At 58.4% G+C, this 13,682-nt stretch carries 12 protein-coding genes and 1 pseudogene; 9 read left to right on the top strand and 4 right to left on the bottom strand.

Annotated elements, in window-relative coordinates:
* Positions 1 to 200 precede the first annotated feature (200 nt).
* The 4 genes from FBY01_RS08385 to FBY01_RS08370 all read left to right on the top strand — a co-directional run bounded on the left by FBY01_RS08385 (position 201) and on the right by FBY01_RS08370 (position 4,840).
* Positions 201 to 1,463 (top strand): ATP-binding protein, encoded by a 1,263-nt coding sequence (locus FBY01_RS08385; RefSeq protein ID WP_010463401.1) that lies wholly within the window; start codon positions 201 to 203, stop codon positions 1,461 to 1,463.
* Positions 1,456 to 2,016: a response regulator transcription factor gene (locus FBY01_RS08380; RefSeq protein ID WP_007901386.1), complete on the top strand. Its 561-nt coding sequence runs from the start codon at positions 1,456 to 1,458 to the stop codon at positions 2,014 to 2,016. Before FBY01_RS08385 ends, FBY01_RS08380 begins: the two co-directional genes overlap by 8 nt.
* A gap of 96 nt (positions 2,017 to 2,112) precedes the next feature.
* Entirely contained in the window at positions 2,113 to 3,840 is a 1,728-nt protein-coding gene (locus FBY01_RS08375) for an ABC transporter ATP-binding protein/permease (protein WP_010463398.1), read from the top strand.
* A 253-nt stretch (positions 3,841 to 4,093) separates the two neighbouring features.
* A complete protein-coding gene (locus FBY01_RS08370) occupies positions 4,094 to 4,840 on the top strand; it encodes a FadR/GntR family transcriptional regulator (RefSeq protein ID WP_178113226.1) in 747 nt (248 codons plus the stop codon).
* Positions 4,841 to 4,882: 42 nt separating this feature from the next.
* Here the strand turns inward: FBY01_RS08370 and FBY01_RS08365 are convergent, their stop codons facing one another.
* Positions 4,883 to 5,281: a hypothetical protein gene (locus FBY01_RS08365; RefSeq protein ID WP_145306992.1), complete on the bottom strand. Its 399-nt coding sequence runs from the start codon at positions 5,279 to 5,281 to the stop codon at positions 4,883 to 4,885.
* A gap of 123 nt (positions 5,282 to 5,404) precedes the next feature.
* On the opposite strand from FBY01_RS08365, the pseudogene FBY01_RS08360 reads away from it, so the two are divergent.
* Positions 5,405 to 5,587: pseudogene (locus FBY01_RS08360) on the top strand (FCD domain-containing protein); the annotation flags it as partial.
* 140 nt (positions 5,588 to 5,727) lie between these two features.
* On the opposite strand, the gene FBY01_RS08355 reads toward FBY01_RS08360, so the two are convergent.
* From FBY01_RS08355 to FBY01_RS08345, 3 genes are all read right to left on the bottom strand, one after another.
* Complete coding sequence (locus FBY01_RS08355) at positions 5,728 to 6,072, bottom strand: hypothetical protein (protein ID WP_145306990.1); 345 nt, start codon at positions 6,070 to 6,072, stop codon at positions 5,728 to 5,730.
* 280 nt (positions 6,073 to 6,352) lie between these two features.
* Positions 6,353 to 6,544, bottom strand: a complete 192-nt coding sequence (locus FBY01_RS08350; protein ID WP_010463387.1) for a hypothetical protein — start codon at positions 6,542 to 6,544, stop codon at positions 6,353 to 6,355.
* Positions 6,545 to 6,558: 14 nt separating this feature from the next.
* Positions 6,559 to 7,860 carry a phospholipase gene (locus tag FBY01_RS08345; protein WP_145306988.1) on the bottom strand — a complete coding sequence of 434 codons (1,302 nt, stop codon included), beginning with the start codon at positions 7,858 to 7,860 and terminating at the stop codon, positions 6,559 to 6,561.
* A gap of 236 nt (positions 7,861 to 8,096) precedes the next feature.
* On the opposite strand from FBY01_RS08345, the gene kdgD reads away from it, so the two are divergent.
* From kdgD to garD, 4 genes are all read left to right on the top strand, one after another.
* Complete coding sequence (gene kdgD / locus FBY01_RS08340) at positions 8,097 to 9,008, top strand: 5-dehydro-4-deoxyglucarate dehydratase (RefSeq protein WP_010463384.1); 912 nt, start codon at positions 8,097 to 8,099, stop codon at positions 9,006 to 9,008.
* A 58-nt stretch (positions 9,009 to 9,066) separates the two neighbouring features.
* Positions 9,067 to 10,512, top strand: a complete 1,446-nt coding sequence (locus FBY01_RS08335) for an aldehyde dehydrogenase family protein (RefSeq protein ID WP_077747412.1) — start codon at positions 9,067 to 9,069, stop codon at positions 10,510 to 10,512.
* A gap of 75 nt (positions 10,513 to 10,587) precedes the next feature.
* Entirely contained in the window at positions 10,588 to 12,045 is a 1,458-nt protein-coding gene (locus tag FBY01_RS08325; protein ID WP_224795491.1) for an MFS transporter, read from the top strand.
* 11 nt (positions 12,046 to 12,056) lie between these two features.
* The gene (gene garD / locus FBY01_RS08320; protein WP_145306986.1) at positions 12,057 to 13,610 is read left to right on the top strand and encodes a galactarate dehydratase; all 1,554 of its coding nucleotides are present in this window, start codon (positions 12,057 to 12,059) and stop codon (positions 13,608 to 13,610) included.
* The last annotated feature ends 72 nt before the right edge of the window (positions 13,611 to 13,682 follow it).

The following is a 13,682-nucleotide window of genomic DNA, read 5'->3' as shown; positions in this document are numbered from 1 at the left end:
GCCTCGCTCCTACAGGAATGTGTCGTACGCCAATCCTTTGAACGACACATTCCTGTAGGAGCGAGGCTTGCCCGCGAAGGCGTCCTTATAGACGCAGCAGGACTTCCTGCCATGTGGCTGTTTGCCGCACTTTTGCCTGCCAGCCCCCGTGCTTGGTTATACTCCGTGCGATCCGCCTGGAGCGCTCATCAGGAGAGCTCATGCTCGCCCCCGTTCAAATCACTTCCGCCACTCGCCAAAACCTTTGGCGGCTGACCTTCATCCGAACCTTGGTACTCGCCGCTCAGGCCGGTTCCGTAGGCCTGGCCTACTGGTTCGATCTGCTGCCGTTGCCGTGGGTGCAACTGGCGATGACCCTCGGCTGCTCGACGCTGCTGTGCGCGTTCACGGCGGTTCGCCTGCGCACCTCGTGGCCGGTCACCGAGCTGGAATATGCCCTGCAACTGGCCTGTGATCTGTTTATCCACAGTGCCCTGCTGTATTTCTCGGGCGGTTCGACCAACCCGTTCGTTTCCTATTACCTGGTGCCGCTGACCATCGCCGCCGTGACGTTGCCGTGGCGCTATTCGGTGATTCTGTCCGGTATCGCGCTGGCGCTTTATACGTTGTTGCTGGCGCGGTTCTATCCGCTGGAAACCTTCCCCATCGCCCGGGAAAACTTGCAGATCTACGGCATGTGGCTGAGTTTCGCCCTTGCCGCCGCCGTCATCACATTCTTTGCCGCGCGCATGGCCGAAGAGCTGCGCCGCCAGGAAGAACTGCGCGCCATCCGTCGTGAAGAAGGCCTGCGCGACCAGCAATTGCTGGCCGTCGCGACCCAGGCGGCCGGCGCCGCCCATGAGTTGGGCACGCCGTTGGCCACCATGAGCGTGTTGCTCAAGGAAATGCGCCAGGACCATCCCGACCCGCTGTTGCAGGATGATTTAAGCGTGTTGCAAGATCAGGTCAAACTCTGCAAAGAGACCTTGCAGCAACTGGTGCGCGCCGCCGAGGCCAATCGACGCCTGGCGGTGGAAATGCAGGACGTCACCGACTGGCTCGACGAAGCGCTGAACCGCTGGCACTTGATGCGCCCGGAAGCCAGTTACCGTTTCCAACGGCTGGGCCAGGGCACGGTGCCACGCATGGCACCGCCGCCAGACCTGACGCAAGCCTTGCTGAATTTGCTCAACAACGCCGCCGATGCGTGCCCCGAAGGGCTGCAAGTGACGCTGGACTGGAATGCCGAGGACCTGACCATCAGCATTCGCGACCATGGCGCCGGCGTGCCGCTGGCCATTGCCGAACAGATTGGCAAGCCGTTTTTTACCACCAAGGGCAAAGGTTTCGGCCTCGGCCTGTTTTTGAGCAAGGCCAGCGTGACACGCGCCGGCGGCTCAGTGAAACTCTACAGTCATGAGGAAGGCGGCACGCTCACCGAGCTGCGCCTGCCCCGTGTCGCCCGAGGAGACGAACATGAGTGACGAGATCCAAGTTGAAGGCGAAGAACTGCCGCATTTGCTGCTGGTAGACGACGATGCAACCTTTACCCGTGTGATGGCCCGCGCCATGGCCCGCCGTGGTTTTCGCGTCAGCACCGCCGGTTCCGCCGAAGAAGGGCTGACCATCGCCCAGGCCGACATCCCGGATTACGCCGCGCTGGACCTGAAAATGGACGGCGACTCAGGCCTGGTGTTGCTGCCCAAACTGCTCGAACTTGACCCGGAAATGCGCGTGGTGATCCTCACCGGCTACTCGAGCATTGCCACCGCCGTCGAGGCCATCAAGCGCGGCGCTTGCAACTATCTGTGCAAGCCGGCTGACGCTGACGACGTGCTGGCCGCGCTGCTTTCCGAGCATGCCGACCTCGACACCCTGGTGCCAGAAAACCCGATGTCGGTGGACCGCCTGCAATGGGAGCACATCCAGCGCGTACTGACCGAACACGAAGGCAACATCTCCGCCACTGCCCGCGCCTTGGGCATGCACCGCCGCACGCTGCAGCGCAAACTGCAAAAGCGTCCGGTCCGCCGCTGAACGGACGCTGAACGATTAACGCCAGCCCTCGCGATAACCCGAACCGATCATCTATGATCGGTTCGGGTGTGTTCTTTTCTTTATCGAGCCTTTTCCATGAATCAGAACGCTGAGTATTCCGCGGTCAACGATGCTGTGCGCGGGCAGTTTTTTCGCAAAGTCTGGGCGATGACCACGCCGTATTGGCGCAGCGAAGAGAAGGGCAAGGCCTGGACGTTGCTGATCGCGGTGATTGCGCTGTCACTGTTCAGCGTGGCGATTTCGGTGTGGGTCAACAGTTGGTACAAGGATTTTTACAACGCCCTGCAAAAGAAGGACGAAGCGGCTTTCTGGCAACTGATTCTGTACTTCTGCGGGATTGCTGCGGTGGCGATTCTCGGTGCGGTGTATCGGCTCTACCTGACGCAGATGCTGACGATTCGCTGGCGGGCCTGGCTCACCGAGCAGCACTTCGCCCGTTGGCTCGGTCATAAAAACTACTACCAACTGGAGCAGGGCGGTTACACCGATAACCCTGACCAGCGGATTTCCGAAGACCTCAATAGCTTCACCTCCAATACGCTGGGCCTGGGGCTGGGCCTGATCCGCAACGTCGTCAGTCTGGTGTCGTTTTCGATCATTCTGTGGGGCGTGTCGGGCAGCATCGAAGTGTTCGGTTTCACCATCCCCGGCTACATGTTCTGGTGCGCTCTGGTTTATGCCGCCGTCGGCAGCTGGCTGACGCACTTGATTGGCCGTCGTTTGATTGGCCTCAACAACAATCAACAACGCTTCGAAGCTGACCTGCGTTTTTCCATGGTGCGGGTTCGCGAGAACGCGGAAAGCATCGCTCTGTACAACGGCGAACCCAATGAAAACCGCCGTCTGAGCGGGCGCTTCGGGCTGGTCTGGCATAACTTCTGGGACATCATGAAAGTGTCCAAGCGCCTGACCTTCTTCACCTCCGGTTATGGCCAGATCGCAATCATTTTCCCGTTTATGGTCGCCGCGCCGCGTTACTTCGCCGGCAAGATCGAGCTTGGCGAGCTGATGCAAATCAACTCCGCGTTCGGCAACGTGCAGGAGAACTTCAGCTGGTTCATCAGCGCCTACCAGGACTTGGCCGCTTGGCGAGCCACCTGTGATCGTCTGCTGAGTTTCCGCCAGGCGATGACCGACAACGAAGAGCGAGCGCCGGCGATTGATGTGCAGAATTCGGGTACAGCCTTGAAGGTGCACAACCTGGGCCTCGATCTGGCCGACGGTCGTCACTTGCTGACCAACGCCGACATGACCGTGGAGGAGGGCGAGCGCGTCATGCTCAGCGGTCGTTCCGGCAGCGGCAAGTCGACCTTGCTGCGGGCGATGGGGCACCTGTGGCCGGCGGGTCATGGCAGCATTCGTCTGCCGACGGCGCGTTACCTGTTCCTGCCACAAAAGCCGTATCTGCCGATTGGCACGTTGCGCGAGGCACTGAGTTATCCACAGGCCGGCGGGACTTATCCGCACGAGCGGTATGTGCATGTGCTGGAAACTTGCCGCTTGCCGCACCTTGTTGCGCGCCTGGACGAGGCCAATCACTGGCAGCGCATGCTGTCGCCGGGTGAACAGCAACGGCTGGCCTTCGCTCGTGCGCTGCTCTATGCACCACAGTGGTTGTACATGGACGAGGCGACGTCGGCGATGGACGAAGAGGATGAGGCGTCGCTGTATCAGGCCTTGATCGATGAAATACCGGGGTTGAGCATCGTCAGCGTCGGGCATCGCAGCAGTCTGAAGCGTTTCCACCCACGGCATGTGCGCATTGAAAATGGTCATCTGGTGGACCAGACCGTGATCGCATAACACCACAATCCGTGTGGGAACGAGCTTTTGTGGCGAGGGGATTTATCCCCGCTCGGCGACGCAGCCGTCGCAAAACCACTGCACTCGGCATACCTGATGCACCGAGGCTGTGGGTTTTGGGATGGCTGCGCCATCCAGCGGGGATAAATCCCCTCGCCACTGGTTGCTCTTACAAAAGTGGGTGGTGGTGATCGTACAACCGCGTTGAGCTATGATGCGGTTTCAGCCGCAATTTTCGAGACAGACGTTCACCATGGAAAACCCGATCGACGCACCACGCCTCCCTCGCAAGCGCCGCAGCCTCGCAGAGGAATTGGTGACGGTGCTGTCCGAGCAGATCCGCGACGGCCACCTCAAACGTGGCGACAAATTGCCCACCGAGTCGGCGATCATGGATGCCCATGGCGTCAGCCGAACCGTGGTTCGCGAAGCAATTTCACGTTTGCAGGCCGCTGGCCAGGTGGAAACCCGTCACGGCATCGGCACCTTCGTGCTCGACACCCCGAGCCCGAGCGGTTTTCGCATCGACCCGGCGACCGTGGTCACCCTGCGTGACGTATTGGCGATTCTGGAACTGCGCATCAGCCTCGAAGTGGAGTCCGCCGGCCTCGCTGCACAGCGCCGCAGCCCGGAACAGTTGGCCTTGATGCGCGCCGCGCTGGACGCCTTGAATGAAAGCGCCGCCCACGCCAGTGATGCCGTGGCGTCCGACTTCCAGTTCCACCTGCAAATCGCCCTGTCGACTGGTAACCGCTACTTCACCGACATCATGACCCACCTGGGCACCAGCATCATTCCGCGCACCCGCCTGAACTCCGCGCGCCTGGCCCATGATGATCAGCAGCACTACATGAGTCGCCTGAGCCGCGAACACGAAGAGATTTACGACGCGATTGCGCGCCAGGATTCGGATGCGGCGCGGGCGGCAATGCGTTTGCATTTGACGAACAGTCGGGAGCGGCTGCGCCACGCGCATGAAGAGGCTGAGGCGCAGCGCTGAGAGTTGCGGTTGGTGGGACCCAGTTTTTTTGTAGCGCTTTTGCTAACGCACCACGATGAGACGAAGGGGGTGTGATTCTTTTTTGATCCCGTCAATTTCTACCTCATACCAAAACTCAGCCGTACTTTTGTTAACGATGGGCTCGAGTGTATACGTGGTGATTTTTGAGATGTGCTGCTCGGTGTCTTTAATATCAATTCCGCCGCGCCATAATTCTTCGTAACCGCTCTCATTGTGAAATTTTATAAAGTATTTGCATCGTTGTCCGCTAGCTTGACCTTTATATTTAACGGCAAGCTTAAATCTAAATTGCTGAATTTCTCCGAAGTTCTTTAGGTAGAGGGTAGTTCCGTCTGTTTCAGGGGCAGTGGGCGCGGCTAGTTTTGGTGATACTGGCGATTTTACAGGTTTTTCCACTTTTGTTAGTTCGACAGTGCTCATGGCGAATCTCCATTATAAAAAGTAATTTTGCGATAACTTATCCGCGACATCAGTTCATCAGATGCTTTTAATGTTGGCTACTGTCAGAAATGACAGTTGCGACCAGGGGTCGTTACGCGCTGGACCGCACGCGTAGCCCATGACGATCAACAGCGCATGAGTCGCCTGAGCCGTGAGCACGAAGAGATTTACGACGCGATTGTGCGCCAGGATTCAGATGCGGCGCGGGCGGCGATGCGTTTGCATTTGACCAATAGCCGCGAGCGGCTGCGCCATGCGCATGAAGAGGCTGAGGCGCAGCGTTAATGCTTTTTATCGCCGATAGCTGAGTTTTGTATAAGTCGCAATATTCCAAAGCGCCGGGTTAATCAGGTGGTGCGTGCGCTGTAGAAGATCTCAGTGGCCATAGCGGACAGTAATCTATTTAACAGAACTGTCCGCGTCTCTTATTGTACGAGCCTAAATTCCACCTTAGGGGAGTGTCTCACTTCCCCATCTCTTGTCACAGTGTATTGCACTTCAACACTGGCGCCTTCTGCCAAACCTGTTTCGAAGAAGTTTTTTTCGGCTCCGTATCCGTATGCATCTGATGGAATTTCTATAGTCACTGAATACACGATGGATTTGCCTGTAGAGGTTTTTACAATAAATGCTAATTCATCCCCCTTGTTCGCATCTGCGATGGGTTCCACTGTTATTGAGACTGATCCAATAATTTGGCTAACGCTCAAAACACCTTCTTTAACATTTTTAACTTTTGGGGGCGCCAAGTCGTTCTTTTGTACTGTCATGAATAAAGTCCTTCAACAATAAGTCGAACCATTTTGATAAACGCTCTTTTATAAGCGTTCTAAGGGGCCGGTTCGTTAACTCCTGAGGTGATTAAGTCACCGCAGTTGATGTCGTGCTACTGTCAGAATTTACAGTTCAGACGAACGGTCAGTGTTTTGTGTCGTGTGTTTACTTGTCCCGAGATTTGCGTTCAAAGGCTGGCTCGCTTCCATTTGGGATCTAATCAGTGGAATACCAAAGACTAATGGGTGCGAGCCTGCTCGTGATGGGGCAATCGCCTCAGCCGGTTTTCAGAACTGAACGATCCACCCGTACCGCCAATTCAGTCTTCGCCGATTTAACCTCGAAGGTCACACCCCCCTGCTTATCCACAACTCCGCGGGCAATGGGCACACCCTTGGACAACAACTCCAACGGCGCACCCTCCAGCGATTGCCCTGAAGCCAGTTCCAGTTTCAATTTAATCGTCATCATCAATCTCCTTATCAAGCCACGTTGCCAGTGGGGTTGTAATCCTTGAGCAGCAAGTAAGTACTCCAGCCCCACCAGTCATCGACGGTGGCGGTGTCGTTCAGGTTGTTGACGTCCTTGCGCCGCAGCACTTTGCTGCCTTCAACCCGGAACAACGGTGAAAAGTTGTTCGCAGGATTCAATACGGATTGCAGATCCGGGGTCTTTTTCAAGGCGCCAAAATTATCGGGAACCGTGACGGTGCCGCTGAGATACGCCGCAAACACTTCATCCGCCGACACCTGCACCGCCTGATTCACCTGGACACGATTGGCGCTGTCGATGGCGTCGAAGTAGCGTTTGTCACCGTACCCACGCCAGTGATCGCCGGTGCCGTTGCGCACATTGAGGCCGAACTTGCTGTCTTCGTCGTGCATGAAGCGGGTAATCAGTGAGCCCAGATCACTGGGCGTGACCACCGCAGCCAACTGTTTACGCGGCACGCGCAAATGGCCGGCAGAATACAGGTCGGTCAGGTAGTGATCGGCAAACGCGTTCATCGCGTATGCCAGTTCCAGCTGCTTTTCATCGTTGCTGCTGTGAGCCTTCACCGCTTGTTGCAGGGCTGCCGTGTGCCCGGAGATATAGGCCAGCAGCGCCCATTCGGCAAAGTGGTCAGCATTATTGGCGGCCAGTTTCAGATAGCGCCCCAAGGGAAACAGCGCCGAGACGAAACTGCCGCCGCCCGTGATTCTGTTCCACTCTTCTGACAACGTATCTCCGAGTGCGTCATACGCCTCGTGAGGCTGTTTGCCGTCTTTGATTGCCTGTTTAACGGCGGCGATTTCCTTCTGCATGACGCCGAGGATCAGCTTGGCTTCGGCATTGGACGCCGGCAGCACCGCCAGCGAGTTGAAGGCATTGGTAAAGCGCTGGACGCGGTCGGCAGGCGTGGCGCCTTCGCTGACTGGTTGATCGGGAATGCCATAAAAGTCACCGCCCAGGGCGACGATCTGACCATATGTCAGCGCCAGTCCATTGGGTAAATGCAGCGCTACCTGCGAGGCGGGCACAGCGGGCGCGTCCTTGATAAAACGCAGCAACGTACCGTCACCGATGGCCGTGTGCTCGCCGCCCTCAAACCTCAGCTGTGGCTTGCCTTTCAAGGCTTTGCCAGGCGTAGCGTTAGTTGTTTGAGGTGCGTCGTGATGTTCGCCGAGCTGCAGCATAAGCGAACTGTTGGCGGTGACGGCGATACCGTCTTCAGTAAAAAGATCGTCCAGGTTCGCGATGATCTGTTCTGGTTTTTCCTGCGGTTGAGCGTGTAGACCTGACATTTCTGGCTCCTTGATATGTCGTCGGTATGATTCAAGATGACTGTATGTATATACAGCCAATCAGAGCTTAGGTGAGAAACTTCCTACGTCAAGAAAATCTTCTTCCGACACAAATTTCCAGGCGCGACGATGAAATGCAGTTGACGGTTATTATTTAAGTTGTACGATGACCTACAACTCGGCCACAGGCTGAACGCTTTTCTCACACAAACGTTGCTACCCAGGGTGTTCGAATAATGAATCCACAAGAACTGAAGTCCATCCTCTCTTCTGGCCTGCTGTCTTTCCCGGTCACCGATTTCAATGCTCAGGGCGACTTCCATCGCGCGGGCTATATCAAGCGTCTCGAATGGCTGGCCCCATACGGCGCCACGGCGTTGTTCGCCGCAGGCGGCACCGGTGAGTTCTTCTCTCTGGCGGCCAGCGAATATTCGGAAATCATCAAGACCGCCGTCGACACCTGCGAAAACAGCGTGCCGATTCTGGCTGGTGTGGGCGGTTCCACTCGCCAGGCCATCGAATACGCACAGGAAGCCGAGCGCCTGGGCGCCAAAGGCTTGTTGCTGCTGCCGCACTACCTGACCGAAGCCAGCCAGGACGGCGTTGCCGCCCACGTTGAAGCCGTGTGCAAATCGGTGAACATCGGCGTGGTGGTTTACAACCGCAACGTCTGCCGCCTGACCGCGCCATTGCTGGAACGCCTGGCCGAGCGCTGCCCGAACCTGATCGGCTACAAGGATGGCCTGGGCGATATCGAGTTGATGGTATCGATCCGTCGCCGCCTCGGTGATCGCTTCAGCTACCTGGGCGGTTTGCCGACCGCTGAAGTCTATGCCGCTGCTTACAAGGCATTGGGCGTACCGGTCTACTCCTCGGCGGTGTTCAACTTCATCCCGAAAACGGCGATGGATTTTTACCACGCCATTGCCCGCGAAGATCACGCCACTGTTGGCAAGATCATCGACGACTTCTTCCTGCCGTACCTGGACATCCGTAACCGCAAAGCCGGTTACGCGGTGAGCATCGTCAAGGCCGGGGCAAAAATTGCCGGTTATGACGCAGGTCCTGTGCGTGCACCGCTGACCGATCTGCTGCCAGAAGAGTACGAAGCTCTGGCCGCGCTGATCGACAAGCAAGGTGCGCAGTAACACACCCGATTAATAAGGCCGCTGAGCAATCAGCGGCCTTTTGCGTGAGGAGATTGTTGTGGCTGATACAAAGCGTTTCGATAACTACATCAACGGTGAATGGGTGGCGGGCAGTGATTACTGCGCCAACATCAACCCGTCCGAACTGACCGACACTATCGGCGACTACGCCAAGGCTGATCTGGCCCAGGTCCACGCCGCCATCGACGCCGCTCGCGCTGCGTTTCCGGCCTGGTCGACTTCGGGCATTCAGGCTCGCCATGATTCACTGGATAAAGTCGGCACCGAAATCCTCGCCCGCCGCGAAGAGCTTGGCACCTTGCTGGCCCGGGAAGAGGGCAAGACCCTGCCTGAAGCCATCGGCGAAGTGACCCGCGCCGGTAACATCTTCAAGTTCTTCGCCGGTGAGTGCCTGCGTCTGTCCGGCGACTACTTGCCGTCGGTGCGCCCGGGTGTGAACGTCGAAGTCACTCGCGAAGCCTTGGGCGTCGTTGGCCTGATCACCCCGTGGAACTTCCCGATCGCGATCCCTTCGTGGAAAATCGCCCCGGCCTTGGCCTACGGCAACTGCGTCGTGCTGAAACCGGCCGATCTGGTGCCGGGTTGCGCCTGGGCGCTGGCGGAAATCATCTCCCGCGCAGGCTTCCCGGCCGGCGTCTTCAACCTGGTGATGGGCAGCGGTCGCGTGGTTGGCGATGCGCTGGTGCAGAGCCCGAAAGTCGACGGCATCAGCTTCACCGGTTCTGTCGGTGTCGGTCGTCAGATCGCCGTCAGCTGCGTCTCGCGTCAGGCCAAGGTTCAGCTGGAAATGGGTGGCAAGAACCCGCAGATCATTCTCGACGATGCCGACCTGAAGCAAGCGGTCGAGCTGTCGGTGCAGAGCGCGTTCTATTCCACCGGTCAGCGTTGCACGGCGTCGAGCCGCTTCATCGTCACCGCCGGGATTCACGACAAGTTCGTCGAAGCCATGGCCGAGCGCATGAAGTCGATCAAGGTCGGTCACGCGTTGAAAACCGGCACCGACATCGGTCCGGTCGTCTCGCAAGCGCAGCTTGAACAGGACATGAAGTACATCGACATTGGCCAGTCCGAAGGTGCTCGTCTGGTCAGCGGCGGTGGCTTGGTGACTTGCGACACCGAAGGCTACTACCTCGCGCCAACGCTGTTTGCCGACAGCACAGCTGCGATGCGCATCAACCGTGAAGAGATCTTTGGCCCGGTGGCGAACATCGTTCGCGTCGCCGATTACGAGGCCGCACTGGCCATGGCCAACGACACCGAATTCGGTCTGTCGGCGGGCATCGCCACCACGTCGCTGAAGTACGCCAACCACTTCAAGCGCCACTCCCAGGCCGGGATGGTGATGGTCAACCTGCCGACGGCGGGCGTGGATTACCACGTTCCATTCGGCGGGCGTAAAGGTTCATCCTATGGTTCCCGCGAGCAAGGTCGCTACGCGCAAGAGTTCTACACGGTCGTGAAGACCAGCTACATCGGTTCGTAACGCAACACCCTCTGTGGGAGCGAGCCTGCTCGCGAAGGTCTTGAGGACGCGGCGGTAAACCTGATGCCCCGCGTCATCGTTGACCACCATCGTGAGCAGGCTTGCTCCCACAGAAAAACCAAAGATTCACCCGCGCATAAAAATAATCAGTGGGAGTACATGTACATGCAAGCGACCAAGCCGACTCACGTCCGCTATTTGATTTTGCTCATGCTTTTCCTGGTGACCACGATCAACTACGCCGACCGGGCCACTATCGCCATTGCGGGCTCCAGCCTGCAAAAAGACCTCGGCATCGACGCGGTCACCCTCGGTTACATCTTCTCTGCATTCGGTTGGGCTTACGTGGCCGGGCAAATTCCCGGTGGCTGGCTGCTGGACCGTTTCGGCTCGAAAAAGATCTACGCGCTAAGCATTTTCACCTGGTCGCTGTTCACCGTTCTGCAGGGCTATGTCGGCGAATTCGGCATGTCCACCGCAGTGGTTGCGCTGTTCATGCTGCGCTTCCTGGTGGGCCTGGCCGAAGCGCCATCCTTCCCGGGTAACGCCCGTATCGTCGCGGCCTGGTTTCCGACGGCTGAACGCGGCACGGCCTCGGCGATCTTCAACTCGGCGCAGTACTTCGCCACCGTGTTGTTCGCACCGCTGATGGGCTGGATCGTCTACAGCTTCGGCTGGCAGCACGTGTTTATCGTCATGGGCGTGATCGGCATCATCTTCTCGGGGATCTGGCTGAAGGTGATCTACAGCCCGCGCCAGCACCCGATGATCAACGACGCCGAGTTCAAGCACATCGCCGACAACGGCGGCATGGTCGACATGGACCAGGACAAAGGCAAAGGCAAAAAAGGCGACGGTCCGAAGTGGGACTACATCCGCCAGTTGCTGACCAACCGCATGATGCTCGGCGTGTATCTGGGCCAGTACTGCATCAACGGCATCACGTACTTCTTCCTGACCTGGTTCCCGGTGTACCTGGTGCAAGAACGCGGCATGACCATCCTCAAGGCCGGTTTCATTGCTTCGTTGCCGGCGATCTGCGGCTTTATCGGGGGGGTGCTTGGCGGAGTGATTTCCGATTACCTGCTGCGCAAGGGCCATTCCCTGACCTTCGCTCGCAAGGCACCGATCATCGCGGGTTTGCTGGTCTCCAGCAGCATCGTGGCGTGCAACTATGTTGATGTCGAGTGGATGGTCGTCGGCTTCATGGCCCTGGCCTTCTTCGGCAAAGGCGTGGGTGCGCTGGGTTGGGCGGTGGTGTCCGACACCTCGCCGAAACAGATTGCCGGCCTGAGCGGTGGCCTGTTCAACACCTTCGGCAACATCGCTTCGATCACCACCCCGATCGTGATCGGCTACATCATCAGCTCCACCGGTTCGTTCAAATGGGCGCTGGTGTTTGTCGGTTGCAACGCACTGGTTGCAGTGTTCAGCTACCTGGTGATCGTCGGTCCGATCAAACGTGTGGTGCTGAAAGAGCCGCCAGTCAGCGGTCCTGAAACCAATAACAAATTGTCTCAAGCGCATTCCTGAGGAGCGGCGTCATGCAGTTGATTGAACATTCCGACTCGCCGCGCTACATCCGCCTGCACGAGCGGGACAACGTCGTGATCGTGGTCAACGACCAAGGCGTACCGGCCGGTACCGAGTTTCCAGATGGCCTGGTGACGGTGGACTTCGTGCCGCAGAGCCATAAAGTCACCCTCGAGGACATTCCCGAAGGCGGCCAGGTGATTCGTTACGGCCAGACCATTGGCTATGCGTTGCAGCCGATCCCGCGCGGCAGCTGGGTCAAGGAAGATCAACTGCGCATGCCCACCGCGCCACCGCTGGACAGCCTGCCGCTGTCCACCGAAGTACCGGCGGCCCAGGCACCGCTGGACGGTTACACCTTCGAGGGGTATCGCAACGCCGACGGTACCGTTGGCACGCGCAATATTCTCGGGATTACGACGACCGTCCAGTGCGTGACCGGCGTGCTCGACCATGCGGTCAAGCGCATCAAGGATGAATTGCTGCCCAAGTACCCGAACGTCGATGACGTGGTGGCGCTGACCCACAGCTACGGCTGCGGGGTGGCGATCACTGCCACTGACGCGTACATCCCGATCCGCACCGTACGCAATCTGGCGCGCAACCCGAACCTGGGTGGCGAAGCCTTGGTCATCAGCCTGGGCTGCGAGAAATTGCAGGCCGGGCAGGTGATGCACGAGGGCGACAGCTCGGTGGATTTGAGCGAGCCGTGGTTGTACCGCTTGCAGGATTCGAGTCACGGTTTCACTGAGATGATCGAGCAGATCATGGCGCTGGCCGAGACCCGTTTGAAGAAGCTCGATCAGCGTCGCCGGGAAACTGTGCCGGCGTCCGAGCTGATCCTGGGCATGCAGTGCGGCGGCAGCGATGCGTTTTCCGGCATCACCGCCAACCCTGCGCTGGGTTATGCCTCTGATTTGTTGTTGCGCGCTGGCGCGACGGTGATGTTTTCCGAAGTCACCGAGGTGCGCGACGCGATTTATCTGCTGACCTCCCGCGCGGAAACTGAGGGGGTTGCTCAGGAGCTGGTGCGGGAAATGGACTGGTACGACCGTTACCTGGCCAAGGGTGAGGCGGACCGCAGCGCCAACACCACGCCGGGCAACAAGAAGGGCGGGTTGTCGAACATTGTCGAAAAGTCCTTGGGCTCGATCGTCAAATCCGGTAGCAGTGCGATCAATGGCGTGCTCGGCCCTGGCGAGCGCTTCAAGCGCAAAGGGCTGATCTTCTGCGCGACCCCGGCCAGTGATTTTGTCTGCGGGACGTTGCAGTTGGCGGCGGGGATGAACCTGCATGTGTTCACCACCGGGCGCGGCACGCCTTATGGTTTGGCGATGGCGCCGGTGGTCAAGGTATCGACCCGGACCGAATTGGCACAGCGCTGGCCGGACCTGATCGACATCGATGCCGGGCGGATTGCGACCGGACGCGCTTCGATTGAAGACCTTGGGTGGGAGTTGTTCCACTACTACCTGGACGTGGCGAGCGGCAAGAAGCAGACGTGGGCCGAGCAGCACAAACTGCATAACGACATCACCCTGTTCAACCCGGCGCCGATAACATGAGATAGCGCTGGGTGAACTATGCTGGATTCGACTCGGAATGCGATCACCCAAGTAGAATTCACCGGCAGATAA

The sequence above is a fragment of the Pseudomonas sp. SJZ077 genome (genome assembly GCF_007993905.1).
Classification (GTDB): domain Bacteria; phylum Pseudomonadota; class Gammaproteobacteria; order Pseudomonadales; family Pseudomonadaceae; genus Aquipseudomonas; species Aquipseudomonas mandelii.
This window is presented reverse-complemented; position numbering and strand designations above follow the sequence as displayed.

What these genes read in the sequence shown, in the direction of transcription:
- FBY01_RS08385 (WP_010463401.1), top strand. Translation starts at nt 201, where the DNA reads ATGCTCGCCCCCGTTCAAATCACTTCCGCCACTCGCCAAAACCTTTGG.
- FBY01_RS08380 (WP_007901386.1), top strand. Translation starts at nt 1,456, where the DNA reads ATGAGTGACGAGATCCAAGTTGAAGGCGAAGAACTGCCGCATTTGCTG.
- FBY01_RS08375 (WP_010463398.1), top strand. Translation starts at nt 2,113, where the DNA reads ATGAATCAGAACGCTGAGTATTCCGCGGTCAACGATGCTGTGCGCGGG.
- FBY01_RS08370 (WP_178113226.1), top strand. Translation starts at nt 4,094, where the DNA reads ATGGAAAACCCGATCGACGCACCACGCCTCCCTCGCAAGCGCCGCAGC.
- FBY01_RS08365 (WP_145306992.1), bottom strand. Translation starts at nt 5,281, where the DNA reads ATGAGCACTGTCGAACTAACAAAAGTGGAAAAACCTGTAAAATCGCCA.
- FBY01_RS08355 (WP_145306990.1), bottom strand. Translation starts at nt 6,072, where the DNA reads ATGACAGTACAAAAGAACGACTTGGCGCCCCCAAAAGTTAAAAATGTT.
- FBY01_RS08350 (WP_010463387.1), bottom strand. Translation starts at nt 6,544, where the DNA reads ATGACGATTAAATTGAAACTGGAACTGGCTTCAGGGCAATCGCTGGAG.
- FBY01_RS08345 (WP_145306988.1), bottom strand. Translation starts at nt 7,860, where the DNA reads ATGTCAGGTCTACACGCTCAACCGCAGGAAAAACCAGAACAGATCATC.
- kdgD (WP_010463384.1), top strand. Translation starts at nt 8,097, where the DNA reads ATGAATCCACAAGAACTGAAGTCCATCCTCTCTTCTGGCCTGCTGTCT.
- garD (WP_145306986.1), top strand. Translation starts at nt 12,057, where the DNA reads ATGCAGTTGATTGAACATTCCGACTCGCCGCGCTACATCCGCCTGCAC.